The organism is Rhizobium sp. SU303 (assembly GCF_021052345.1).
Lineage (GTDB): Bacteria > Pseudomonadota > Alphaproteobacteria > Rhizobiales > Rhizobiaceae > Rhizobium > Rhizobium laguerreae.
In genome coordinates this window covers 192,452-216,031 of the sequence record NZ_CP088098.1, presented here as the reverse complement: position 1 = coordinate 216,031, position 23,580 = coordinate 192,452, and the positions used below count along the sequence as shown (strand labels likewise).

Sequence of the window (23,580 nt, the reverse complement as noted above, 5' to 3'; positions counted from 1 at the left end):
CGAGATGGATCGAAAGGAGATTCTGGAGCCGGAAACCAGCTCTTATCACAGCAAATCGACGGATTGCAGGCAGACGATCACGAGCGGAACGAAGGGCGAAAGCCATGGCGTTTGCTCCTCTTCTCCATTCAATCTGTCCCTTTTGCCAAATCCAAATATCGCCCGGTGCGGCGGTATCCTCGTGTTGTGGACGCCGGGCTGCAGAGGAGGCAGGCCGGAGGGAAGGTTGCCATCGACTGCATCGGTTGCAGATCGAGGCATTCAAAGAAAGTGGGAGGAATCCATGAGCAAAAATAGAGGCGTCGTCTATCTCCGGCCGGGCAAGGTCGAAGTCCGCGACATCGACGATCCGAAGCTGGAAGCGCCCGACGGCCGCCGCATCGAACACGGCGTCATCCTGAAGGTGATCTCGACCAATATCTGCGGCTCCGATCAGCACATGGTCCGCGGCCGCACGACAGCGATGCCGGGCCTGGTCCTCGGTCATGAAATCACTGGCGAGATCATCGAGAAAGGCATCGACGTCGAGATGCTCGACATCGGCGATATCGTCTCGGTGCCCTTCAATGTCGCCTGCGGCCGTTGCCGCTGCTGCAAGTCTCAGGATACCGGTGTCTGCCTGACGGTAAACCCGGCCCGCGCCGGCGGCGCTTATGGTTATGTCGACATGGGCGGCTGGATCGGCGGACAGGCACGCTACGTCACCATTCCCTACGCAGATTTCAACCTGCTGAAAATCCCTGATCGGGACAAGGCGATGGCGAAGATCCGCGATCTCACCATGCTCTCCGACATTCTGCCCACCGGCTTCCATGGCGCAGTGCGTGCAGGCGTTGGGGTCGGCTCGACCGTCTATGTCGCCGGCGCCGGCCCGGTCGGCCTTGCGGCTGCGGCTTCAGCTCGCATTCTCGGCGCTGCAGTCGTGATGATCGGTGATTTCAACAAAGACCGCCTGGCGCATGCGGCGAAGGTTGGTTTCGAACCGATCGACCTGTCGAAGAGCGACCGTCTTGGCGATATGATCGCGCAGGTCGTCGGCAGCAACGAAGTGGACAGCGCCATCGATGCGGTCGGCTTCGAGGCACGCGGCCACTCGGGCGGGGAACAGCCGGCGATCGTGCTCAATCAGATGATGGAGATTACCCGTGCCGCAGGTTCGATCGGTATTCCCGGCCTCTACGTTACCGAGGATCCCGGCGCCGTCGATAACGCCGCCAAACATGGCAATCTTTCGCTTCGTTTCGGCCTCGGATGGGCCAAGGCACAGTCCTTCCACACCGGCCAGACTCCGGTGATCAAATATAATCGTCAGCTCATGCAGGCGATCCTCCACGACCGACTGCCAATTGCCGATATCGTCAACGCCAAGGTCATCCCGCTCGACGATGCCGCCAATGGATATGAGAGCTTCGACCAGGGAGCGGCGACGAAATATGTCCTCGATCCGCACGGCGAGGTGGCGAAAGCCGCATAGCGATGCGACCTAGAGCAATTCCAGCAAAAGTGCGCAGCGGTTTTGCGTCCGGGGTTGCGTAACACAGGACTTGATAGGGATGGCCGGGCGAAAACCCGGCCATCCCGCGTTGTCGAAAATTGGCCGGCGAACTACTGGATGCTGAACGGGAAATATTTTGCATTGATCATATCGTAGGTCCCGTCCGCCTTGATGCTCTTCAGCGCTTCGTTCAGGCGCGTCAGACGCTCCTTGTCATCCAGGCGGAGCGCGATCCCGGCACCTTCGCCGAAGTATATGACGTCGACCAGATCCGGCCCTTTGAACTCGCAGCAGGTTCCCGCCTTCGTGTTGGCGATCCAGTCGTAGATGGCAAGTTTGTCCTCCAGGATGATATCGACGCTGCCGTCCGATAAGCCCTTGTACAATTCAGGCGAAGACCGGAAGACCTTCTTTTTCATCTTCGGATAGACATGGTTGGCGTAGGATTCCTGCGCCGTCGACGACGTCACCCCGAGGATCTTGCCGCTGAGGCCAGCGGGGCTGACATCGCTGATCGGCGAATCCTTCCGAGCGATGAACACGGAAGGGCTGTTGTAGTATTTCTCCGAGAAGGCAACCTTTTGACGCCGCTCAAGGCTCATCGACATGGATGAGATGATCGCGTCGTATTTTTCCGCAACGAGATTGGGAATTATGTCGTCCCACTTCTCGATGATGAATTGGCATTCGAACTTGCCGACCTCGCAGAGGGCGTTAGCGATATCGATATCGAATCCCTGAAGCTTGTTATTTGCATCGAGATAGTTGAAGGGTGGAAACGCACCTTCGACGGCAACTCTCATGGGAGTGCGATCTTGCGCGGCCACCTCGAGCGGCGAGGTCGCAGCCAGTAGGATACCCATCCCGCCCGCCATCAGCGCTCCGCGCAGTATAGTCTGAATGGATATGCGCAACATCGTCGGGAACTCCTTGGGCGTATTCAATCTCGCCCATAATGCGCCGCAGCCTTTAATTCTACGTGAACGCTTCTTTGTTAGCGTCGACGAATGCGCCCATGTCGTGGTGTTCAGGGGTCTACGCTTGCACATCGTTCTTCCTTCCAGCTCCAACACGTTTCAGCAATCCTGGATCGCTTCGGGAAGAATTCTGTTTCTGATTGCCGTCAGCGGGCTTGGAGCGATCGGACTCGTCGTGCTATCGGCGCTCTGGGCAGGAACCGAGAGCGACGCTGCCGCCCTTGATCGACAGCGCCAGCTTGTGAATGCCCGCCTGCGGGAACAGGTCGATCAAGTCGCACATGTTATCGGGCAGTTCGGCAATGGTTACCTCGCACGTGTTTATCCTGCCGCCCTGGCGACCGAAGGCTCCTCCAGCCTCGATGCCGTTTTGACGGCGGCAGCCGGGAGTGCGATCAGCCAGACGGCGATGTCTGCCTTCGGCTACGATCAGGCCTTTGTCGTCGATGACAAGGCTCAACTGCTCATGCTGGCGGACGCTCAAACGGAGAAGCGATACCGCTGGATGAAGCCTCTCTTTTTGCCTCTCCTTAAGGATGCCCGTCTTGGGGTCAGGCGAAGCACGGCTTTGAACGAACGAACGCCGTCCTCAATGGAAGCCCGCCTTGCAAGCGCCGCCCGTTCCAACCGTGCTTTGGCCAACCTGATGCGGCTGGAGGGCCGGCCGACGATCGTGGGCGCCGTCGCCATCAACGAGGTTGCCGGGGGACAGCAGCAGCCGATGCGGCAATTCCTGATCGTCGTGCGATTTATCGATGGTGCGGCGTTGGATGAATTGAGCCGGGAACAGGGCCTTAACGGCGCCCGCTTCGCGCGCACGGCTGATGCAGACGAAAACGAGGTTGCGTTCCAGATCGACGCCACGGCAAACGGCGAACCGATCGGCTTCATCGTATGGCGGCCCGATCTTCCAGGTTCGAGGGTGATCGGCCGATTGATGCCGGCGCTTTCAGTTGCCGCCTTGGTGATCGCGATCCTGTTCTCGGTCTTGCTGGTGCGCCTGCGAAGCAGTCTCGGCGAGTTGAGGAAAAGCGAGCTGCATGCAAGGCAGCTTGCCCTGCATGATGTGCTGACCGATCTTCCCAACCGCGCTTTGTTTGCGATGAGGTTCGACGAGTGCCTGGCCGAGACGCAGAATTCGACCGAGCGCTCGGCAGTGGCACTTCTCGACCTCGACCGCTTCAAAGCCGTGAACGACACATTCGGCCACGCCGCCGGCGATGAACTCATCAGGATGGCCGCGGAGCGGATCCGCTCCTTGCTTCGTCCGGGCGACACGCTGGCCCGGCTTGGAGGCGACGAATTCGCCCTGCTTCTCCGGGACATCAAAGATCATGACCACGTTTTGCCGGCAATATGCGAAGCGATCGTTGCCGAACTTGGCAAGCCCTTCCCGCTTTTAAGGGGCGAGGCGGTCGCGCGCGTCGGCGGCTCCATCGGCGTGACCGTCGTGCCGGACGCCGGGCGGAATGCCGATGACATCATGCGCTACGCCGACGTCGCGCTGTACGAGGCAAAGATGGGCGGCAGAGGCCAGTGGCGTCTTTATTCACCGTCCATGGACGGCGGCAGGAATGCGCGCGACATTCTCAAGAACGAATTGCGCGAAGTTCTGGCCAAAGGCACCGGCTCAGACGCTGACGGTCCGCAATCCGATCCGATTGTAAACGGGCCGGGCTTCGGATCGCTCGAGGTCTATTACCAAACGGTCCATCGCGCTGAGGCAGGATACGCGGCGTCGGGCGCGGAGGCACTCGTGCGCTGGCGTCACAGTCAGCGCGGACTGTTGACGCCTGCCAGCTTCATCCCTGTCGCCGAGGAGGGCGGGCTCATCGACGCTCTCGGTTTCTGGGTCCTTCGCGAAGCCTGCAGAGCCGCCTGCGAATGGCCGGAAGACACGTTCGTTGCGGTCAACGTGTCTCCTGCCCAGCTGAGAAGGCCACATTTCGCCGAGGAAGTCTTCGCCGTTCTTGAGGAGAGCGGCCTGCAGCCGTCCCGGCTCGAGCTCGAGCTTACCGAATCCTCGCTCATCGAGGATAATTCGGACGTTTATACGGTGCTGAAGTCACTGCGCAGTCGGGGTGTTCAGGTTTCGCTGGATGATTTCGGAACCGGCTATTCATGCCTCAGCCACCTGGTGCGTTTCGATATCGACCGCATCAAGATCGATCGTTCATTCGTCTCGCAGCTCGGCACGAAAGCAAACGGGGCGGCAATCATCGGCGCCATCGTCGCGCTCAGCCGCAATCTCGGTATCTCGACGACGGCTGAAGGGGTCGAAACCGAATATCAATGCGACTTTCTGGCCGCCCTTGGCTGCACCGACCTCCAAGGCTACTTCTTCTCCAAACCGGTTCCTCTGCACGAACTTGACTGCTTCCGGAAAGCTGAGAGCACCGCCGGATTGCTGACGATTGCTCCAGGCGCCATCGCGTAGGGGGCTTCTGATCTTCCGCTGGTCAGGGGAACTTTCGCCCCGTGCGACAGTTGACGCCCCGAAGAGCGGATGGAGGATCTGATGGGCGAGGCCGGCGAGTGGCGGCACCTTTGCGTCGACGTGCAGCGGATGTTTGCCGAAGACACACCGTGGCACGTCCCCTGGATGGCGCGGGTCTCCCCCCAGATCGAAGAGTTGGCCGGGCGGCACCCGTCGCGAACGATATTTACTCGCTTCCTGCCACCCGAGCGTGCGGACGACATGCCGGGGAAATGGCGGGACTATTACCGGAAATGGTGGATGATGACGGGCGAACATCTTCCGCGCGACTTGATCGATCTGGCTTCATCGCTGGCGGCGTTGGTTCCGCCGGCAAGGTATTTCGACAAACGCACGTACTCCCCTTGGATCGATGGTCGCCTTCATACGCTCCTTCAGTCGGAACGGGTCGATACGCTGGTTATCTCAGGCGGTGAAACGGATGTTTGCGTGCTTGCCACGACGCTCGGCGCGATCGATCTCGGCTATCGTGTCATCGTGCTGAAAGATGCCGTCTGCAGCGGCGCCGACGATACGCATGACGCGTCACTGGAACTTCTGCACGATCGGTTTTCAGTGCAGCTCGAACTCATCGAGACCGAAGAATTTTTGAGGGGCGTTGGTTAAAGCATGTCGCGCAAAACTGTGCGGCGGTTTTGCGCGAACGACATGGTCTTGGCCCATCCGGCCAATTGCCAGAGATGACCGAGAGGTCGGTCTCAGCGTTTGCCGATCGACGGACTGAACACCATGAGGCTCAGGATCTCAAAGAGCACCTGTGCTGCGGCGTGCGCCGTGTTGGTCGTTGCGTCATATTGCGGGGCAACTTCGACGACGTCACCGCCCACTAAGTTGATCCCTTTCAGCCCGCGTATCAGCTCAAGGACTTCACGTGTAGTCAATCCACCGACCTCGGGCGTGCCCGTGCCGGGCGCAAAGCTCGGATCGAGGCTGTCGACGTCGAAGGAAAGATAGGTCGGGCCGTCGCCGACGATGGATTTTGCTTTGGCAATGACGGCCGCAATCCCCATTCCGCTGATATCCTCTGCGTGGATCACGGTCATTCCCGACGCATAGGAGAATTCCCACAAATATTCCGCCGAACCACGAATGCCAATCTGGATCGTCCTTGTCGGATCGAGCACGCCGTCCAGCACCGCATTGCGGAACGGCCCGCCGTGATGAAACTTCGTCTGATCGAAGGCGCCGCTTGTATCGCAATGGGCATCGATATGAATGAGTCCGACCGGCTGCTGCCGACCGATGGCCTTCAAAATCGGGTGGCTGATGGAATGATCGCCCCCAACAGAAAGCGGGGCAACGCCGGCATCGACGATCTGGCCGATGCGTTTTTCGATGTCGTCGTGGCTGAGCTCCAGCCGGTAACGGCTTTGGAACGCTACGTCACCGATATCGGCGACCCGAAGATCGAAGACCGGCGCCGTGGCGAGGACGTGATTATAAGGGCCGATCCTTTCGATGGCGCGAAGCGCTCTCGGTCCGAAACGCGAGCCCGGACGATTGGTGACGCCGAGATCCATGGGGACCCCGGTGATTGCAACCTGGAGATTGCCGAAGTCAGGATCATCGGCAGCGACCTGCATGTAAGGGGCACTGAGGAAGGTCGGCATTCCGGCATAGGGCGCCAGTCTCGTGCCGTTCTTGGAGATAATCTTCTCCGCCACTTTGCGAAACTTTTCGTCGAATATCTCGCCGCCATTGGCGTCTGCAAATTCTGTGCGCAGCTGTTCGAGCCGCGTTTTGTCCCACACCATGCGCATGCGTCTCCGCTTCAGCTCTATCTCACTCGACAAAGAGGTTGAGAAAGCAATTGGTATCGTTGTAGCAATCGGTGTCAAAGAGAAATCGATATGATCGCTGCAAAACCCAATTCGCTCGTTGCCCGCCTCTCTGCCCCGCCCATTCCTTCCGTCGTCGCCTGGAGCCGCGAATACAAGGGGGAAAAAGGGCCGCTCATCGACCTGTCGCAAGCCGTGCCTGGCTATCCCGCGCATCCGGAGATGCTTCGGCTTCTTGCCGAGGCGGCCGGACAACAGGCCATGACGGGTTACGGGCCGATCGAGGGCGAACCTCTATTGCGCAAGACCTACGCAGCTTATCTTGCCGCGCTTTACGGAGCCGACATTTCCGCCGGCAATATCCACATGACCGCCGGCTGCAATCAGGCGTTCATGTGCGCGGCAATCGCGCTAGCGAGAGCCGGCGATATGGTCGCGCTCACCAACCCCTTCTATTTCAATCATGACACGACGCTGTCGATGCTGGGGATCGGGCGTCGATTGGTGGATTGCGACCCCGCCAGCGGTTTTCTTCCCGATCTGAAGTCGGCCGAGGCAGCCCTTGGGGCCGGCGCAAAGATGCTCGCCGTCGTGACACCCAACAATCCCACCGGAGCGGTGTATCCGCCAAGCCTGCTTCACGAGCTTTTTGTGCTTTGCCGGAAATATGGCGCCTGGCTGATCCTCGATGAAACCTATCGCGATTTCCTTGGCGAGGATGACGGGCGGCCGCACGCTCTTCTCTCGGAGCCGGGCTGGCAGGATACACTCGTTCTTCTCTACAGCTTTTCCAAGTCCTTCTGCATTCCCGGTCATCGGCTGGGTGCAGTCACGGCAGGCCCCAAACTCATCGCCGAGATCGCCAAGGTGATGGACAATATGCAGATCTGCGCGCCGCGTTCGGCTCAGATCGCGGTTGCATCGGCGATCCCAGCGCTCGCCGACTGGCGGACCGGCAACCGGCTGGAGATCGCTCGCCGGGCGGAGGCGTTGAGGCAGGTTTTTTCCGGGCTGCCGGATTGGCAGATCGGAGCAATCGGCGCTTACTTCGCTTTTGTCCGCCATCCTCACGCCGATCGATCGTCTTCCGAGGTTGCCGAAAAACTTGCCAAGGAATCCGGCGTTGTTTGCTTGCCGGGCGCCTATTTCGGGGAGGGGCAGGAGCGCTACCTCAGACTTGCCTTTGCCAATGCGGATGTCGCCTCGATTGGGCTATTGTCCGAGCGCCTTCGCTAGACCGTTTTGATCAACCTCCGCCGGAAGTTGATGATAGCCACCGCGCCAATATAGCAGCGGCCCTATGCCCTGCCGGATTTCCATCGCGCAGACATGTCCGACCAAAACGGCATGGGAATTGTAGTGGAATGCGGTTTCGAGCTTACAGTCCAGGACCGCCAGGGCCTTTTCAAGGACCGCCGCGCCGGTCTTGAGGCGATACCATCCTGCATCGCCGTAGCGTTCGGCGCCCTTTCGCCCGTCAAGACCGGCAAAGGATTGCGCCACCTGCTGCTGGTCGGCGGCGAGCACGTTAACGCAGAAGCAGCCGTACCGCTGCAACGCCGGCCATGAGGAAGATGCTCGGTTGACGCTGACGATGACGGACGGCAACTCCGCCGAAAGCGAGGAGACCGACGTTGCCGTGAAGCCGGTGCGGTGTTGCCCGTCGCCGACCGTGATCACGCTGACGGCACCCGCCAGATGACGCATCGAAAGCTTGAAGTCCGCTTCGCTGATCAAAGCCTCGGCACTCATCGGGCTGACTCTTTCGTTTTGGCAAAACGGTTTGCCGGCATTGAAAGACCCAGGTTTTCGCGCAAGGTCTTGCCCTCATATTCCTCGCGGAACAGCCCGCGACGTCGAAGCTCGGGCAGGACCAGCCGCACGAAGTCGTCGAGGCTGGAGGGCAAGGTCGGGAACATCAGGATGAAGCCGTCGGCGGCGCGCGTCTCGAACCATTCCTCCATGAAGTCGGCAATCTGGGCCGGCGTCCCCGTCATGCCATTTCCGGTATGCTTCTCGGCATAGTGCCGGATAAGTTCGCCGACGGTGCGGCCGCTTCTGACGAAATCGACCAGCTCGTCGAACAAGGCGCGTGATCCCTTCGGCGCCGCCGGCAGCCGATCCATGGGGAAGGGCTTGTCGAGAGCGACATCGCGCAGGTCCGCTTCCAGAAATTCGGAGAGCATCAGCCGGCCGACATCCGGATGCATCTTGTCGATCAGATAGTCCACCTTCGCCTTTGCCTCGGCTTCGGTTTCACCGACGTTGATGACGATGCCCGGCATGATTTTCAGGTCGTCGGGATCGCGCCCATGGGCGGGCATCCGGCGTTTGACGTTTTCGTAAAAGGCCCGGTTCCGGTCGATATTCGATGCGAGGCTGAAGACGATCTCGGCCGTGCGCGCCGCCATGTCCATTCCGGGTTCCGAACCGCCCGCCTGAGCAATGACCGGGCGGCCCTGGGGCGTCCGCGCGATGTTGAGCGGCCCGCGAACCTGGAAGTGCTTGCCCTTGTGATTGAGCGTGTGGTGCTTGTCCTTGTCATAGTAGACACCGTTTTCACGGTCGAGAAGCAGTGCGCCTTCCTCGAAGCTGTCCCAGAGGCCGAACACGACATCGACGAATTCGTTGCCGCGCTCGTAACGCAATGCATGCGGGTCGAGCCCCTCGCGATTGAAGTTGTAGCCGGTTTCGTCGTGATCGGAGGTGACGACGTTCCAGCAGACGCGCCCCTTGCTCAAATGGTCGACCGAAGCGAACAGGCGCGCGACATTGTATGGCTCGTAGTAACTCGTCGACACCGTCGCCACGAGACCGAGATCGTTGGTAGTGACCGCCAGAGCCGAAAGCAGCGAGAGCGGTTCGAAACGGTTCATCTTGGTCGGAATGCGGGCAAGCGCCTTCGGATCGCCGACGGCGGCGGCAGGAGAATCCGCCATGAACATGAAATCGAACTTGGCCGCTTCGGATCGTTTGGCGACATCGAGCAGATGAGCGAAGTCGTTGGCGCCATTGACGTCGCTTGCCGGATGCAGCCAGGACGCAGGATGAAAGCCGAACGTATAGACGAAAGTCCCGAGTTTCATCTTGTCAGTTCGCGCCATCGAGCTCTCCTGCTATGTCGGCCACGCCGCCAACGGTGGAGGGCGACTGCGCAAATTATCGCCAGGCGCAAATTATCATCAATATCGCTCAGCTGGGTTCCGTTTTAGTTTTTCTAAAGTATCGGCGCGGACGCCAGGGCCTGCTGACGGGAAACAGCAATGAGCCAATCGCGGAATTCGCGCCCGTGGGGCTTCTGCAAGGCCGCCCGATCCCAGGCGAGAAAATAGCTTTCGCGCAGTGCGATGCGCAGGTCGACGGGAATGACGAGCGTTTGCGCATCGAGCTCATCTGATATCATCGACATCTGCGCGAGAACGACGCCGCGCTTGTTGACAGCCGCGTCAATAGCGCTGCTCGACAGGGTGAAGGAAAGGCCTGGCGTTGACGCGTCGAAGGAGACACCGGCCTTGGCGGCAAACTCCGCCCAGCTCGGGTAAGGCGTGAAGTGCCGTTCCCACTCGACATGGAGGAGGGGCTGTTTGAAGAGATCGCGAGCCGCATGCGCGCGATCCTGCATCAGCGCCGGCGAACAGGCAGGCACCACCCAATCGCGAAACAGTTCGGTATAATGTTCGTGCTGCAGCACGTCCGACCCGTAGCTCACGCGGAAATCGACATCGTCGAAGCCGATGCGGGGCTCTCTGTCGCGCCCGATGATCCTCACCTGGACGTCGGGATGAAGCGCCTGCCAGTCGAAGATGCGCCTGCCGATCCATTTGTTGACGACGGAGGAAAGCGCGCTGAGGACCAATGCTGTCTCATTGCGCGCCTTTTCCAGCAGTTGCCCGGCGAGGGCGAATTGCTCAAATCCCTTCGATATCTCCTGGTGGTAGAGCCGGCCCCAGGCAGTCAGCTCGACGGTTCGTCCGCTACGTTCCAGAAGCGAAACGCCAAGGAAGCTTTCGATTTTGTGAACCTGCTGGCTGATTGCTCCCGGCGATACGTTGAGTTCCAGTGCCGCGGCCGTCACGCCGCCGCAGCGCCCCACCGCCTCGAAGGCCTGCAAGCCCTTCAGCGGGATCGTCTTGAAGCGCTCATGGGTCACTTGCGGAGCCTCTCGTGATTTGCGCCAACTCAATTTGCCGTCGGGTGAAACGTCCCTGCGAACTGGAAGCGATCGCCTGGATGGGTAATCTCGACATATGTCACCGTGCGCCCGTTCTGCCAGGTCTGGCGGATCAGGCTAAGGCAAGCCTCGCCCCTCTCCGTCTGCAGGATCCGGGCCGTCACGGTATCGGCCGAGACGGCACGAATGACATGTTTGGCCTTGGACCAGGGCACCTGCTCAAGCAGCCATTTGCCGGGCGGGATCGAGGCGAAGCTCTCTTCTCTCGCCCGTGGCACGGCATCGAGCATGATGATCCGCCGCTCGATGGCATTCGGTCTGCCGTCGACGATATGCAGGCATTGAAGTCTAAGGACTTCTGCATCGGCAGGCTCCGACAGCTGCTGCGCCTCCGCCTCTCCAAGGCGCTCGACCGTGCGGGCGAGGATTTCGAAGCGGTGTTCGTGCCCGGCCAGTTCTGCTTCGGTGCTGATATCCTGAATATCCATCACGGTGCGGTCGATCTGGGGCGATGCGACAAACGAACCGGTCTTGCGCCGCCTCACGATCATGCCGCGTTCGGCCAACGCCGACAGCGCCTTGCTGACCGTCATGCGCGAACACCGATATTCGGCCACCAGCTCGTGCTCGACGGGAATGCGGTCGCCGGGCCGCCAATCACCGCTGATGATCTTCGTCTCGATATCCGTGAAAATACGCTGGTAAATCGACACCAAGTCCGCACCTCATCCGGCGTCAGCGATCACAAATGCGGAACAGCACGCCAGCGAGATCGACGCCATCCGGCACAAATTTTGCGTTCCTCGTCTTTTACATTGACACTCTAGGCCAGCCTATATCTATTTGTATAGTCAAAAGCGGAGCATAGAAATCCGTGCCGAGGAAAATCGAAGTCGGGAACAAAACTCCTCCGCCGGGGGAATAAAACTGGAGAGATGATCATGAAGGCACATTCACTGCTGAAGGGTCTGGTCGGCGCTGCGTTCCTGCTCGGAGCAGCCGTTTCCGCCCATGCAGCCGACACGCTGGCAGCCGTCAAGGCAGCCGGCACCCTCAAGGTTGGCACCGAAACGGCTTTCGCACCGTTCGACTATATCGATGCCGGTGAACACACCGGTTTGAACGTCGACCTCTTTGCCGAGATCGGCAAGGAACTCGGCGTCAAGATCGAGTGGGTAGCGCTTCCCTGGGACGGCGTCTTCCCGGCGCTCGAGGCCGGCAAGTTCGATGTCGTCGCAGGCCCTGCGACGATCACCAAGAAGCGCTTGGAGCGCTATCGCTTCACGCCGCCGATCGCCGAAGCGACGATTGCCATTCTGAAGAAGGCCGGCGATGCGACCATCAGCAAGCCGGAAGATATTGCCGGCAAGAAGATCGGCGTCGGCAAGGCAACTGCTCAGCTCGACCAGTTGAAGGAATTCTCCGACACGCTGCCGACCAAGGTCGATGTGCGCGAATATCCGGCCTTTACCGAATCCTATGCCGATCTCGCAGCCGGGCGCATTGCCGGCGTTGCCAACTCGCTGCCGAATATCGCCTTCGTCGCCAGCCAGCGAAAGGGCACATTCGAAGTCGTCCAGCCGCCATTCGGCAAGAAGTCCTATTTCGGCTTCATCGGTCTCAAGGATGCCGATCACGCCCCACTGATGGATGCGATTGATGCCGCAATGCTCAAGATCAAGGCAGATGGACGCATGGCTGAGCTGCAGAAGAAGTGGTTCGGTGCATCTTTTGATACGCCTGATGCTGTCAAGGACCCGGCATTCTGATTAGCTGCCGGTGAAACGAACGCGCCCCGCCAGTGGTCGGGGCGCAATCTGCCGTGGCATCAGAGTTCACGGCCGCAGCGCCCAGGCAAACACCGCCCATGTCCATCAAGCTTTTCGAACTGCTTCTGCAAGCCGCGATCTACACGGTGACGATCAGCGTGGTTTCTATCCTGATCGGCTTTGCGATCGCCATCATTGTTTCCGCCATGCTGCTTTCGCGGCAACGGCTCTTCGCGCTGCAGGCGCGGATTTTCATCAGTTTCTTTCGTGGCGTGCCGCTGCTGGTGCAACTGCTGCTGATCTATAACCTGCTGCCGGCGATCGGCATCAACGTGCCGAGCATCGTTGCGGCCATCATTGGTCTTTCGCTGTGTACTGCGGCCTATCAGGCTGAAAATCTGCGCGGCGGATTTTCCAGTGTTCCGACGGGCCTTGTCGAATCTGCCGAAATGGTCGGCATGACACCCGTTCAGATCTTCCGCCGCATCAAGGCGCCGATCGCCCTGCGCCTGACCTTTCCGGCGCTCGTCAACGAAGCGATCCTTATCCTGAAGGCGTCTTCGCTGGTCTCGGTCGTCGGGGTCATCGAGTTGACGCGCATGGCCCAGGACCTTGCCGGCAGCACCTTCCTGCCGCTCGAGATTTTCGCTTCCGCCGGGCTGATCTATCTCGTCATCAATTGGATCGTTGCCCTTGCGGGCGGCCTGATCGAACGCTCCCTGCCAGGAGTGCCGCGATGACCTTCGACATCAATGTGATCTTCAGCAACTTGCCGGAAATCCTCAGCGGTGCATGGGTCACCATCGTCATCTGGATCATCACCACCCCGGCCGCTGCCGTGCTCGGCTTCCTTGTCGCCGTTGCCAGACGTTTTGGCGGGGTGATCCTGGACAAGGCGTTCGGCATTGTCATCGCGGTGCTCCGCGGCACGCCGTTCCTGATTCAGATATTCCTCGTCTACTACGGCGGGCCATTCGTCGGATTATCGCTCGATCCGATCCCGGCAGGCGTCATCGGCCTTTCCATCTACGGCGCGGCTTATTTCAGTGAGATATTCCGCTCGGGCTTTGCTGCGGTCCCGAAGGGACATATCGAAGCCGGGATATGCGTTGGCCTGACACAAAGACAGATCATCCGGCGCATATTGCTGCCGGAGATGACCATGCTGGTCTTGCCGCCGTCGATCAACATGACGATCATCCTGATGAAGGAGACGGCCGTGCTGTCCATCATTACCGTGCCGGAGTTGACGGCGACGCTCAGCGCCATCGGCTCGCAGCAATATGCTTTCGTCGAGGCGCTCTTCGTGCTCGCCCTGTTCTACTGGGCCTTGGTCGAAATCACCGGTTGGCTCGGTCATCTCGCCGAAACGAAACTCACCAGATTCAGGTTTTTCAACATATGAGCGTTCCTGCGATCGCAGTCAAAAATCTCGTCAAGACGTTCGGCGGCTCCACCGTGCTGCACGGCATCGACCTCGATATCGTTCAGGGACAAGTTTCCTGCGTCATCGGTCCGTCGGGATCCGGCAAGAGTACGCTGCTGCGCTGCATGGCGTTTCTGGAGGAATCGACGAAGGGGACGATTACCGTCAACGGCGAGGTGCTTGGCTTTGCGGAAAATACCAAGGGCGTCCGGGAGCGGGTACCAGCTGCTGTGAACCGGCGGATCCGATCGCAGATCGGGATGGTCTTTCAGCAGTTCAATCTCTGGCCGCATATGACGGCGCTCGGCAATGTCAGCGAGGCGCTGAAGACGGTTCACAAGATGAGCCGCAGGGATGCCGAGGAGCGGGCCATGGCCCAGCTCGTCAAGGTCGGCCTCGAGGGCAGGGCAGGGCACTATCCGTCGCAGCTCTCGGGAGGACAGCAGCAGCGCGTCGCTATTGCCCGGGCGCTTGCCCTCAACCCGAAGATCATGCTCTTTGACGAGCCGACGTCGTCACTCGATCCTGAGTTGACTGGCGAAGTGCTGAACGTCATGCGCGATCTCGCCGCCGAGGGCATGACGATGGTCGTCGTCTCCCACGAGATCGGATTTGCCGCAACTGTCGGCCAGCAGATCGTCTTTCTCGATCACGGCAAGGTGCTGTTCACCGGTCCGCCGCAGGACGTCTTCAAGCGACCGAGAAACCCCCGGCTCGAGCAATTCCTGGACACCTATATCGATCGCGGAGCCTCGATGCTGCTATGACGTTCATGTCCTTCCCGATCGTCGGACAGAGCTCCACGGCCGGTGCCGGGTTCAGGCAGTTTCCTCTTCGAATATTTTCACGGGCCGGTCCCACTGGATGAGCACGATACAGCCGGTCTCGCTCCAGACCGAGTGTTCGCTGCCCGGCGCGTTGACGATATAACTGCCGCTGGCGTAATCGCCCGTCTCGTCGGATTGAACGCCATCGAGCACCAGAATAGTCTCGAGCCCCTCGTGGCGATGGCGGGGAACGGAGGCGCCGGGCTCATATTTCAACAACGCCACGCCCGGCTGATCGCCCTCGAAGGGGCGGATCCAGTGAATGCTGACGGCATAGCGGAAAGGGCCGAATTCCAACGCCTTCCAGCCGCCTGACGTCAGGCGTTCGCGGGTCGTTTCAGGCATGGGCGATGCTCTCCAGAATGTCGTCGACATGGGCGGTCCAGCCGACGATTGCGCCCTGGGCGCGGATCATGGCGATGGCTGCGGCTTTGAATTCGGGGAAATAGCTTTCCGTTGCCTCCTCGGCGAGCAGGCATTCATAGCCGCGGTCGTTTGCTTCGCGCATCGTCGTTTGCACGCAGACTTCGGTGGTGACACCGGCAAAGACGAGCTGCTTGATGCCCTTCTGCTGCAGCACGGTGCCGAGCTCGGTCGCATAGAAGGCGCCCTTGCCGGGTTTTTCGATGACGACCTCGCCCTTCACAGGAGCCAGTTCCGGAAGAATTGCCGTGCCGGGTTCGCCCGAGATCAGGATGCGGCCCATCGGGCCCTCGTCGCCGATCCTGAGCGAAGGATTGCCGCGGTCGCGTTTGGCCGGCGGCAAGTCGGAGAGATCAGGCCGGTGGCACTCCATCGTATGGATCACAGGCAGGCCGGCATTGCGGAAGCCCTGGATCAGGCGTTTGACGTCAGGCACGATCCTGGTGATACGGCTGACGTCGTTGCCGAGGCTGGCGCCGAAGCCGCCGGGCTCGGCGAAATCGCGCTGCATGTCGATGACGATGAGGGCGAGCTCATCGTGCTTCACCGGAAAGGCGAAAGGCTCTGCCTTGATCTCCATCATCAGTGATGTCCCGCCATGTGGGCGCCGATCACGCCGATATCGGCCGAGCGCGCCGGTGTCTCGTAAACCAGCCTGCCTTCCGAAATGACCATGATGCGGTCCGACATCTCGAGCAGTTCATCGAGGTCTTCGGAGAGCAGCAGCACCGCGGCTCCCGAATTGCGGGCCCTCATGATCCGGGCGCGGATTTCGGCGACGGCCGAGAAATCGAGGCCGAAACAGGGGTTCGAGACGATCAGCAGATCGACATCGCCGGTCAGTTCGCGGGCGAGCACCGCCCGCTGCACGTTGCCGCCCGAAAGCGCTGCGATCGGCGAGGAGGAAGAGGCCGTCTTGACCTTGAAGTCGGAGATCAGCGCCGAGGCACGCTTCTTCATGTTGCCCTTGTTCAGCCAGATCGCGTCCTTGCCGTCCAGCTTCAAGTCGAAGGTGCGAAACGCAAGGTTCTCGCTCACGGTCATCTTGGGCGCGCAGGCATTCTGCAACGGCTCTTCGGGGATGAAACGCACCTTGTTCTTGCGGGTCTCCTCACGGGTGGCGCCGTAAGTCTCGCCATTGACCATGATCTCGCCGCTATCGGTCGGGCGCTGGCCGGCCAGGATTTCCGTCAGCTCCTTCTGGCCGTTGCCGGATATGCCGGCGATGCCGACAATCTCGCCGGAGCGGACCGTCAGCGCGTCGATCTCGATCGTCTTCAGGCCGGAGCGATCCGGAGCTTTCACCTGGGTCACAGTGAGCACGGATTTGGCCGCTTCCGCCACCGGCAGACGGCTGTCGAGCTCCGCGAGCTTGACATCGCCGATCATCATCGCCGCCATCTCGGCGGTGGAGAGCTCGCTGACCTTGCCGGTACCGACCAGCTTGCCGCGCCGCAGGATCGAGACGGCATCAGCGAACTTCGTCACCTCATGGAACTTGTGGGAGATCATCAGCACGGTGAGCTCGCCGCGCTCGGTCATTCCGCGGACGATGCCGAGCATCTCATCGGCTTCGGCCGGCGTCAGCACCGAGGTCGGCTCGTCGAGCACGAGGAAGGAGCGACCGAGATAGAGCTGCTTGACGATTTCGAGTTTCTGTTTTTCGCCGGCCGCAAGCTCGTTCACCGGCCTGTCGAGCGGGATCTTGAACGGCATGCGTTCCATGAAACCCGCCAGATCCTTGCGTTCCCTTGCCCAGTTGATCACTGCGGGTACTTCGGTACGGCTGATGACCAGGTTTTCCGCACCGGTCAGAGAGGGAACCAGTGTGAAATGCTGGTAGACCATGCCGAGCCCATAGGCCGCGGCATCCTTGGGTGAGGCGACCGCCACCTCGCGGCCATCGACCGACAGCGAGCCTGACGTTGCGTGATAGAAGCCCATGATGCATTTGACGAGTGTCGACTTGCCGGCGCCGTTTTCGCCGAGAAGCGCGTGAAAAGAGCCAGCCGGAACGGCGATCGAAACGTTGTCGAGCGCGGTGAACGAGCCGAAACGCATGGTCATATCGAGCGTCTCGATGCCGACGGCCTTGCCGGCTTGCGGAAGGGGCGTGTCGCGGACTGTGCTCACTTCATTGCTCCTTTTCGACGATGATGGCGACGGGACCGCCGCCGGGCGGACCCTGGTGTTCGGCGCCGCCAGACACATAGAGATCGGTAATGCCGAAGATGCCGGCGAGAACGCCGCCGACGAAGGCACGGGCATGGCGGGTGCCTGCAATATCCGAGTCATCGAGCATCGTGTGGCGCCTGCCGCCGATCCTGCCGGACGGGTCCGGCTCGGCCTTGGCGAGAACCGCCGCCAGCCGGCTGTTTTCCGGCAGGCGTTCGCGGGCTTTCCTGACGGAATGCGCGTCGATCGCATCCCGCATGACCGCGTGGTCGATCGACAGCGGACCGGACCATTTTGCGCTCATGCCGAGGACGATGATTTCGTGATCGGTGAGTTCGACCCCGGACGAGGTTGAGGCGCAGCGGGAAAAGAGATCGAAACGTGTGCAGATGTCGGTATCGTTGATCGATGTCGCATCTATCTCGCCGAGTGCCACGGCGACGCCGAGAGCCGAAGCGCCGCGCGAGAGGCCCATGGATTTCAGCGTGTCGTGGGTTGCGACCGTCCTGCCTGCTGCCTCGGCCTCGGCAATCCGGCGCGAGGTGAGCAGCGGACACTTGATCTGCACGAAATGGGCATCGGCGGGATCATCGATGCCGGCATCCCTCATCGCGGACTTCACGCCTTCGGCAACGAGCAGGATCTGTTCCCGGCGCCCGAGATGTTCGGGGGGCAGCGCGGGGGTACGCGACACACCAATGGCCAGCGCCCGTTCGCCCGGGGTTTCTACGGTTTCACGCGCAAAAACCGTCCAATGCGGCGAGAGCGCACCCTCGGTGCCGCCGGACATGATGATCGAGACGCCGTCGACGCCATATCTACTGAACAATGTCTCGAAGCTGCGGGTGGCATAACCGCGGGTAAAATCATTGACGCAGCCGTTGCCTTCCGTCTTGCCGAGAACGGCGACGATGTTGTTCGCCTGAAGGCCGCTGGCAAAGAGCGCCTCGACGCCGGCAACGTCATCGGGGCCGTCGGCTGGGACGCGAAAGACATGGGCACGCAATGACGGCATCAGGGTAGCGCCTCGACTAGAGCCGCGGAATTGGAGACGGAGCCGAAGACGCCGCCCTGCATCTTCACCATCTTGATGGCGGCGAGGTGGTTTCCGTAGTCGGTCGCACCACAGCAGTCCTCCAGCAGCAGGCATTCGTAGCCGCGGTCGTTCGCCTCGCGCATCGTCGTCGAGACGCAGACATCCGTGGTGATTCCTGTGAGGATAATGTTCTCAATGCGCTTCTGATTGAGGATAAGTTCGAGGTCGGTGGCACAGAACGACCCCTTGCCGGGCTTGTCGATGATCGTCTCGCCTTCGATCGGGTAGAGTTCGGGGATGATGTCCCAGCCGGGTTCGCCACGCGTCAGGATACGGCCGCAGGGGCCGGGATCGCCGATGCCGGCGCCGATCCGCTGCGAGCGCCAGCGTTTATTGGCCGGCAGATCGGCGAGGTCCGGGCGATGGCCCTCGCGGGTATGGATGATGTGATAGCCCTTGGCCCGCATGGCGGCAAGCACACGTTTGATCGGTTCGATCGGCGCCTGCACCAGCGACAGGTCGTAGCCCATGTGGTCGACATAACCGCCCTTGCCGCAGAAATCGGTCTGCATGTCGATGATGATGAGGGCGGTATTATCAGGCCTCAGAGCGCCGTTATAAGGCCACGGATACGGATCGGCGTCGATAAAATGCCGGTTGGTTTCGACCATCGCGTCCATCATTCTCTCTCCTATTCCGCGGCAGGTTTGAGGGGTTCGCCGTAACGGCGCATCGGCTTGTCAAATCCGCAGGACGTGCCGTCCTTGACCTTTACCTCGTCTTCCCATGGCAGGCGGTATTTGCCGGCGACAAGGTCGTGCATGTAGGTGTAGGGCGCATCCTGGGCGCCGCCGGCGACGGCGACATAGCCGCGATGGCCGAACTGGTAGATATTGTTCTCCACCCCCCAGCCGAGCCGGGCCTCGCGCACCAGATCAGGACGCACCTCGGCGGTGATGATTTCGTTGGGCCGGCCGGAGGTGCCGTGGGCGATGACCGTGCCGTCGAAATTGCAGATCATGCCTTCGCCCATCGAATCGAAGGTGCCGTCCGAGCCGCACATGCAGACATTGGCGGTAACCATCAGGTTGCAGAAGGCGTTGGCCTGATTGGTGAAGCGCCAGGCGTCGCGGATCGGCGCCGTGTAGCCGGCCGTGCGGATCATGATTTCGGCGCCCTTATAGGCGCATTCGCGCGCCATTTCCGGGAACATGCCGTCATGGCAGATGATCAGCGCGAGCTTGGCGCCCCGTGGGCCCTCGATGACGGGGATGCCAAGATCGCCGGGCTCCCACGGCTCGACGGGGATCCAGGGATGCATCTTGCGGTAATAGAGCTTCAGCTCGCCCTGGTCGTCGATGACGATGCCGGAATTATAGGGCATGCCACCGGGATTGAGCTCCATGATCGAGAAGCAGCCCCAGATCCGGTTGTCCCTGCAAGCCCGCTTGAAAGCCGCGACCTCCGGCCCGTCGAGCGTGCACATGATCTCCGGATTGATGTCCATGGAGAGGCCGTGCAGCGCGTATTCGGGAAAGATGACGAGGTCCATGCCCGGCTGGTTGCGCCGCGCCTTGGCCACCAGATCGACGATCACCTGCGTCTGTTTCGCCAAGTCCGCTTTGGTGACGGTCACCGGCAGCTGGAGCTGAACGAGGCCGATGCCGACGCCGTGTTCGGATTTGTTGAGACCGCCTAGTCCGTTCATCGGAAAGCTCCGTTATTTCGTGAGCGACAGCGCGCCCGGCGCACCGGCGAGCGAGCGGGTGGGCGAGGACGTGGCGATCAGGATGACGAGGGTGAGCACGTAAGGCGCTGCATAAAAAAGGTAGTAGCCTTGTGTGACGCCGACCGATTGCAGCGCCGGGCCGAGCGCGCCGGCACCGCCGAAAAGCAGGGCAGCGAGGAAGCAGCCGATCGGATTCCAGCGAGCGAAGATGACGAGGGCCACGGCCATCAGGCCCTGGCCCGACGAGATGCCTTCGTTCCAGGAGCCCGGATAGTAGAGCGAGAGATAGGCGCCGCCGATTGCCGCCAGCGAGCCGCCCACTGCCGTCGCCAGCAAGCGAACCCGGTCCGGGTGGATCCCCATGGCCCGGGCCGCGTCGGTGCTGTCGCCGACGACGCGCAGGATCAGGCCGATGCGGGTGTTCTTGAAGGCCCAGAACAGGAAGAGGGCAAGTGCCGCGCCGATGAAGAACAGCACGTTGATATTGAGCGCCGCCTGGATCTGCGGAGTGCTCGACCAGCCGCCGAGCGGGATCGAGGGCAGTTTCGGCGCCACCGGCTGGATGAAGGATTTGCCGAGGAAAAACGCCATGCCGAGACCGAACTGCATCATGGCGATGCCGATGGCGATGTCGTTGACCTTCGCGAACTTGCAGATCCAGCCGTGGATGAGGCCGAAGATCGCGCCTGCCGCCATTGCGGCCAGCACGCCAAGGGTCGGCGAGCCGGTCATGACGGCCACCGCATAGGCCGTCATGGCGCCGAAGACGAGCGTGCCTTCCAGGCCGAGATTGATGCGGCCGGAGCGTTCGGTGATCGTCTCGCCGAGGCTGACGAAGATGAAGGGGGTGGAAACACGGATGGCGCCCGCGAAGATCGCCAGCGGCACGCCCCAGATGCCGATGCCTGTCTCTTCCATCAGAGGCTCCTTTTCCAGAGGTCGGGATTGAAGATCTTGAAGCGGCCGTAGAAGGTCTCGCAGAACAGAATGACGATGAAGAGCGTGCCCTGCAGCACCAGAACCGTCGCATCCGGCAGGCCCATGCGCCGCTGGATGAGGCCGCCCGAGGCGTCGATGCCACCGAGCAGGATCGCTACCGGAATGATCGCCAGCGGATTGTGCCTGGCGAGGAAGGCGACGAGGATGCCGGTGTAACCGTAGCCGGCGGCAAGCGAGGCGTTGGCACTTCCCTGCACCGCCGCCACCTCGATCATGCCCGCCAGGCCGGCAAAACTGCCGGCAAGCGCGGTAAATCCGGCGATCAGCTTGCCGACCGGCAGTCCCTGGATCTGGGCGGCGCGCACGTTGCCGCCGGCGATGCGGGCGGCAAAACCGTAGCTCGTCGCCTCGATCACGATCCAGGAGACCACACAGGCGAGGATGCCGATGACCAGGCCCCAATGCACGTCCATGCCGGGAATATTGCCGAGCATATATTCCGCCGGCAGCGGCCTGGTCGACGGCTTGTTGAGGCTTGCCGGATCGCGCAGCAGCCCTTCGACGAACTGGTTCATCAGGGCAATGGCGATATAGGAGAGCAGCAGCGACGAGATGGTTTCGTTGACGCCGCGGTAGTGGCGCAGGAAACCGGCAAGGCCGATCCAGATGCCGCCGACCACCATGGCAGCGATCGCCATCAGAATGAGGGTAAGGAAGACAGGCGCGGTGCCGGCGAGCGGCAGAGCCATGGCGGCGGCGGCAACGCCGCCCAGCACGACCGCTCCTTCCCCGCCGATGATGACGAGGCCGAGACGGGCGGGCAGGGCGACGCAGAGTGCCGTCAGGAGAAGGGGTGCGGCACGACTCAAGCTGTTCTGCACCGAAAACCAGCTGCCGAAGCCGCCGGTGTACATCAGTTGGAAGAGGGTGGCCGGCGACTTGCCGACCGCCAGGATGAAGAGGGAGAAGAGCGCAAGACCGATCAGAATGGCCGCGAGGCCGATGACAACAGGCTCGGCCCGCCGCGCGATCCATTCGAGGACGGGGCGCAGGGAAGCCGGTTTTTCCGCGATGGCTATTGCGGGATCATTGGCCTCGATGGTCATGGCGCTTCTCCCTTCGCGGTTTACGCCGTGGACCCGACGACGCCCTCGACCAGATAATTCATGCTTTCGAGCTCGATCGCGTCTTCGGCGTAGCTCTTGTCGGCAGCCACGACGGTGTCGCCCTTGTTGTCCTTCAACGGTCCCTTGAAGACCGAGAAGCCGCCCTTCATCATGTCGGCCTGCGTGGCTTCGAAGGCCTTGCGGCCCTCGGCGGACACACCGGGGCCAAGCGCGCTCATCTTCACGAAGCCGTCCTTCAGGCCGCCACGCACGAAATTGCCGAGCTTTTCGCCGGCCTGCGCCTTCTTGACGAAGTCGCTGTAGACGTTGCCCCAGGCCCATTCGGCGCCGGTGAGATATTTTTCAGGAGCAAGCGGGCTCTGGTTGGCGTGATAGCCGCAGACGAAGGCGCCGCGGCCGGCAGCCGTCTCGACGACCACTTTGGGGCTGTCGACGTGGCAGGTGATGACGTCCGCGCCCTGGTCGACCAGCGCGTTGGTGGCTTCGGCCTCCTTGACGGCAAGCGACCATTCGCCGGTGAAGATCACCTGGCAGGTGATACCAGGATCGACTGTGCGCGCGCCAAGCAGGAAGGCGTTGATATTCTGCAGAACCTGCGGGATCGGCTTGGCGGCGACGAAGCCGATCTTCTTGCTCTTCGTCGCATGGCCGGCGGCAATGCCGTTCAGATACTGGCCCTGGAAGATATAGCCGAAATAGGAGCCCGTATTGGCCGGGTTCTTGCCTTCCTGCCAGAGGCCGCCGCAGTGGCGGAACTGGACGTCGGGATGTTTGGCGGCCACGGCCAGCATGTGTGGGTCGAAGTAGCCGAAGGAGGTCGGAAAGAGCAGGGTCGCGCCATCCAGGTTGATCATGGATTCCATCGTCTTCTGAACGTCGACGGTCTCCGGCACGTTCTCTTCTTCGACCAGCGTCACACCCGGCATCGCCTTGATGACGGCCGCACCTTCGGCATGCGCCTGGTTGTAGCCGTAGTCGTCCTTGGGGCCGACATAGATGAAGCCGACGGTCAGCGCGGTTTGGGCTGCGGCGGAAGAGGCGATCAGGCCCGGCATGGCGCCGGCAAGCGCACCGGCAGCGGAAGCCTGGAGGAAATTGCGGCGGTTCATGGAAAGGAGTTTGGTCATCGGAAATGCTCCTTGCGGCGCTGGGCCGGTTGTGAACGGGTACAGAAAAGTGCATGCAATGCATGTGCCAGAAATTAATATGTT

At 61.2% G+C, this 23,580-nt stretch carries 23 protein-coding genes; 8 read left to right on the top strand and 15 right to left on the bottom strand.

The annotated features are described in order from the left end of the window. The first annotated feature begins 283 nt into the window (after positions 1 to 283). Positions 284 to 1,474: a formaldehyde dehydrogenase, glutathione-independent gene (fdhA, locus tag RlegSU303_RS32445; RefSeq protein ID WP_072642246.1), complete on the top strand. Its 1,191-nt coding sequence runs from the start codon at positions 284 to 286 to the stop codon at positions 1,472 to 1,474. 131 nt (positions 1,475 to 1,605) lie between these two features. Here the strand turns inward: fdhA and RlegSU303_RS32440 are convergent, their stop codons facing one another. Further along, positions 1,606 to 2,412, bottom strand: coding sequence for a transporter substrate-binding domain-containing protein (locus tag RlegSU303_RS32440; protein ID WP_017958175.1), 807 nt, complete (start codon positions 2,410 to 2,412; stop codon positions 1,606 to 1,608). A gap of 103 nt (positions 2,413 to 2,515) precedes the next feature. Between RlegSU303_RS32440 and RlegSU303_RS32435 the strand changes: the two genes are divergently transcribed. Together RlegSU303_RS32435 and RlegSU303_RS32430 are read left to right on the top strand one after the other, a co-directional pair. Then, positions 2,516 to 4,909, top strand: coding sequence for a putative bifunctional diguanylate cyclase/phosphodiesterase (locus tag RlegSU303_RS32435; protein ID WP_026158410.1), 2,394 nt, complete (start codon positions 2,516 to 2,518; stop codon positions 4,907 to 4,909). Between the two features lie 81 nt (positions 4,910 to 4,990). Then, positions 4,991 to 5,575 (top strand): cysteine hydrolase family protein, encoded by a 585-nt coding sequence (locus RlegSU303_RS32430; RefSeq protein WP_026158409.1) that lies wholly within the window; start codon positions 4,991 to 4,993, stop codon positions 5,573 to 5,575. Between the two features lie 92 nt (positions 5,576 to 5,667). Here the strand turns inward: RlegSU303_RS32430 and speB are convergent, their stop codons facing one another. Continuing rightward, positions 5,668 to 6,723 (bottom strand): agmatinase, encoded by a 1,056-nt coding sequence (speB, locus tag RlegSU303_RS32425; RefSeq protein ID WP_017958172.1) that lies wholly within the window; start codon positions 6,721 to 6,723, stop codon positions 5,668 to 5,670. A gap of 96 nt (positions 6,724 to 6,819) precedes the next feature. On the opposite strand from speB, the gene RlegSU303_RS32420 reads away from it, so the two are divergent. Next, positions 6,820 to 7,983, top strand: coding sequence for an aminotransferase (locus tag RlegSU303_RS32420; RefSeq protein WP_094088873.1), 1,164 nt, complete (start codon positions 6,820 to 6,822; stop codon positions 7,981 to 7,983). Here RlegSU303_RS32420 and RlegSU303_RS32415 read toward each other — a convergent pair. The 4 genes from RlegSU303_RS32415 to hutC all read right to left on the bottom strand — a co-directional run bounded on the left by RlegSU303_RS32415 (position 7,960) and on the right by hutC (position 11,634). Further along, positions 7,960 to 8,499 carry a flavin reductase family protein gene (locus RlegSU303_RS32415; protein WP_094088874.1) on the bottom strand — a complete coding sequence of 180 codons (540 nt, stop codon included), beginning with the start codon at positions 8,497 to 8,499 and terminating at the stop codon, positions 7,960 to 7,962. The two genes, RlegSU303_RS32420 and RlegSU303_RS32415, sit on opposite strands and share 24 nt — an antisense overlap. After that, complete coding sequence (locus RlegSU303_RS32410; RefSeq protein WP_017958169.1) at positions 8,496 to 9,851, bottom strand: LLM class flavin-dependent oxidoreductase; 1,356 nt, start codon at positions 9,849 to 9,851, stop codon at positions 8,496 to 8,498. Before RlegSU303_RS32410 ends, RlegSU303_RS32415 begins: the two co-directional genes overlap by 4 nt. Positions 9,852 to 9,964: 113 nt before the next feature. Continuing rightward, positions 9,965 to 10,897, bottom strand: coding sequence for a LysR family transcriptional regulator (locus tag RlegSU303_RS32405; RefSeq protein WP_017958168.1), 933 nt, complete (start codon positions 10,895 to 10,897; stop codon positions 9,965 to 9,967). A gap of 29 nt (positions 10,898 to 10,926) precedes the next feature. Next, a complete protein-coding gene (hutC, locus tag RlegSU303_RS32400; RefSeq protein WP_017958167.1) occupies positions 10,927 to 11,634 on the bottom strand; it encodes a histidine utilization repressor in 708 nt (235 codons plus the stop codon). 225 nt (positions 11,635 to 11,859) lie between these two features. Between hutC and RlegSU303_RS32395 the strand changes: the two genes are divergently transcribed. From RlegSU303_RS32395 to RlegSU303_RS32380, 4 genes are all read left to right on the top strand, one after another. Continuing rightward, complete coding sequence (locus RlegSU303_RS32395) at positions 11,860 to 12,687, top strand: transporter substrate-binding domain-containing protein (protein WP_231284056.1); 828 nt, start codon at positions 11,860 to 11,862, stop codon at positions 12,685 to 12,687. Positions 12,688 to 12,785: 98 nt separating this feature from the next. Then, the gene (locus RlegSU303_RS32390; RefSeq protein ID WP_026158407.1) at positions 12,786 to 13,427 is read left to right on the top strand and encodes an amino acid ABC transporter permease; all 642 of its coding nucleotides are present in this window, start codon (positions 12,786 to 12,788) and stop codon (positions 13,425 to 13,427) included. Beyond that, positions 13,424 to 14,092: an amino acid ABC transporter permease gene (locus RlegSU303_RS32385; protein ID WP_017958164.1), complete on the top strand. Its 669-nt coding sequence runs from the start codon at positions 13,424 to 13,426 to the stop codon at positions 14,090 to 14,092. The genes RlegSU303_RS32390 and RlegSU303_RS32385 overlap by 4 nt, the downstream gene beginning before the upstream one ends. Continuing rightward, a complete protein-coding gene (locus RlegSU303_RS32380) occupies positions 14,089 to 14,880 on the top strand; it encodes an amino acid ABC transporter ATP-binding protein (RefSeq protein WP_222355968.1) in 792 nt (263 codons plus the stop codon). Before RlegSU303_RS32385 ends, RlegSU303_RS32380 begins: the two co-directional genes overlap by 4 nt. 51 nt (positions 14,881 to 14,931) lie before the next feature. Here the strand turns inward: RlegSU303_RS32380 and RlegSU303_RS32375 are convergent, their stop codons facing one another. Genes RlegSU303_RS32375 through RlegSU303_RS32335 form a run of 9 tightly spaced genes read right to left on the bottom strand, consistent with a single transcriptional unit; the run spans position 14,932 to position 23,496 of the window. Beyond that, complete coding sequence (locus RlegSU303_RS32375; protein ID WP_017958162.1) at positions 14,932 to 15,285, bottom strand: cupin domain-containing protein; 354 nt, start codon at positions 15,283 to 15,285, stop codon at positions 14,932 to 14,934. Then, positions 15,278 to 15,946 (bottom strand): cysteine hydrolase family protein, encoded by a 669-nt coding sequence (locus tag RlegSU303_RS32370; protein ID WP_094088876.1) that lies wholly within the window; start codon positions 15,944 to 15,946, stop codon positions 15,278 to 15,280. The genes RlegSU303_RS32375 and RlegSU303_RS32370 overlap by 8 nt, the downstream gene beginning before the upstream one ends. Then, positions 15,946 to 17,496: an ABC transporter ATP-binding protein gene (locus RlegSU303_RS32365; protein WP_231284055.1), complete on the bottom strand. Its 1,551-nt coding sequence runs from the start codon at positions 17,494 to 17,496 to the stop codon at positions 15,946 to 15,948. Before RlegSU303_RS32365 ends, RlegSU303_RS32370 begins: the two co-directional genes overlap by 1 nt. A gap of 1 nt (position 17,497) precedes the next feature. Further along, positions 17,498 to 18,553, bottom strand: coding sequence for a cyanuric acid amidohydrolase (gene atzD, locus RlegSU303_RS32360; RefSeq protein WP_151517690.1), 1,056 nt, complete (start codon positions 18,551 to 18,553; stop codon positions 17,498 to 17,500). After that, positions 18,553 to 19,254, bottom strand: a complete 702-nt coding sequence (gene biuH, locus RlegSU303_RS32355) for a biuret amidohydrolase (protein WP_131629681.1) — start codon at positions 19,252 to 19,254, stop codon at positions 18,553 to 18,555. Before biuH ends, atzD begins: the two co-directional genes overlap by 1 nt. 11 nt (positions 19,255 to 19,265) lie before the next feature. Further along, positions 19,266 to 20,282 (bottom strand): formamidase, encoded by a 1,017-nt coding sequence (locus RlegSU303_RS32350; RefSeq protein ID WP_131629539.1) that lies wholly within the window; start codon positions 20,280 to 20,282, stop codon positions 19,266 to 19,268. A 12-nt stretch (positions 20,283 to 20,294) separates the two neighbouring features. Next, on the bottom strand, positions 20,295 to 21,221 hold the full coding sequence (locus RlegSU303_RS32345) for an ABC transporter permease (RefSeq protein ID WP_131629540.1): 927 nt from the start codon (positions 21,219 to 21,221) through the stop codon (positions 20,295 to 20,297). Next, positions 21,221 to 22,348 carry an ABC transporter permease gene (locus tag RlegSU303_RS32340; RefSeq protein WP_029873636.1) on the bottom strand — a complete coding sequence of 376 codons (1,128 nt, stop codon included), beginning with the start codon at positions 22,346 to 22,348 and terminating at the stop codon, positions 21,221 to 21,223. Before RlegSU303_RS32340 ends, RlegSU303_RS32345 begins: the two co-directional genes overlap by 1 nt. A gap of 20 nt (positions 22,349 to 22,368) precedes the next feature. Then, positions 22,369 to 23,496: a BMP family ABC transporter substrate-binding protein gene (locus RlegSU303_RS32335; RefSeq protein WP_131709539.1), complete on the bottom strand. Its 1,128-nt coding sequence runs from the start codon at positions 23,494 to 23,496 to the stop codon at positions 22,369 to 22,371. Positions 23,497 to 23,580: the final 84 nt, after the last annotated feature.

Coding starts and splice junctions, on each gene's coding strand:
- fdhA (WP_072642246.1), top strand. CDS start 284: ATGAGCAAAAATAGAGGCGTCGTCTATCTCCGGCCGGGCAAGGTCGAA.
- RlegSU303_RS32440 (WP_017958175.1), bottom strand. CDS start 2,412: ATGTTGCGCATATCCATTCAGACTATACTGCGCGGAGCGCTGATGGCG.
- RlegSU303_RS32430 (WP_026158409.1), top strand. CDS start 4,991: ATGGGCGAGGCCGGCGAGTGGCGGCACCTTTGCGTCGACGTGCAGCGG.
- speB (WP_017958172.1), bottom strand. CDS start 6,723: ATGGTGTGGGACAAAACGCGGCTCGAACAGCTGCGCACAGAATTTGCA.
- RlegSU303_RS32420 (WP_094088873.1), top strand. CDS start 6,820: ATGATCGCTGCAAAACCCAATTCGCTCGTTGCCCGCCTCTCTGCCCCG.
- RlegSU303_RS32415 (WP_094088874.1), bottom strand. CDS start 8,499: ATGAGTGCCGAGGCTTTGATCAGCGAAGCGGACTTCAAGCTTTCGATG.
- RlegSU303_RS32410 (WP_017958169.1), bottom strand. CDS start 9,851: ATGGCGCGAACTGACAAGATGAAACTCGGGACTTTCGTCTATACGTTC.
- RlegSU303_RS32395 (WP_231284056.1), top strand. CDS start 11,860: ATGAAGGCACATTCACTGCTGAAGGGTCTGGTCGGCGCTGCGTTCCTG.
- RlegSU303_RS32390 (WP_026158407.1), top strand. CDS start 12,786: ATGTCCATCAAGCTTTTCGAACTGCTTCTGCAAGCCGCGATCTACACG.
- RlegSU303_RS32385 (WP_017958164.1), top strand. CDS start 13,424: ATGACCTTCGACATCAATGTGATCTTCAGCAACTTGCCGGAAATCCTC.
- RlegSU303_RS32380 (WP_222355968.1), top strand. CDS start 14,089: ATGAGCGTTCCTGCGATCGCAGTCAAAAATCTCGTCAAGACGTTCGGC.
- RlegSU303_RS32375 (WP_017958162.1), bottom strand. CDS start 15,285: ATGCCTGAAACGACCCGCGAACGCCTGACGTCAGGCGGCTGGAAGGCG.
- RlegSU303_RS32370 (WP_094088876.1), bottom strand. CDS start 15,946: ATGATGGAGATCAAGGCAGAGCCTTTCGCCTTTCCGGTGAAGCACGAT.
- atzD (WP_151517690.1), bottom strand. CDS start 18,553: ATGCCGTCATTGCGTGCCCATGTCTTTCGCGTCCCAGCCGACGGCCCC.
- biuH (WP_131629681.1), bottom strand. CDS start 19,254: ATGGACGCGATGGTCGAAACCAACCGGCATTTTATCGACGCCGATCCG.
- RlegSU303_RS32350 (WP_131629539.1), bottom strand. CDS start 20,282: ATGAACGGACTAGGCGGTCTCAACAAATCCGAACACGGCGTCGGCATC.
- RlegSU303_RS32345 (WP_131629540.1), bottom strand. CDS start 21,221: ATGGAAGAGACAGGCATCGGCATCTGGGGCGTGCCGCTGGCGATCTTC.
- RlegSU303_RS32340 (WP_029873636.1), bottom strand. CDS start 22,348: ATGACCATCGAGGCCAATGATCCCGCAATAGCCATCGCGGAAAAACCG.
- RlegSU303_RS32335 (WP_131709539.1), bottom strand. CDS start 23,496: ATGACCAAACTCCTTTCCATGAACCGCCGCAATTTCCTCCAGGCTTCC.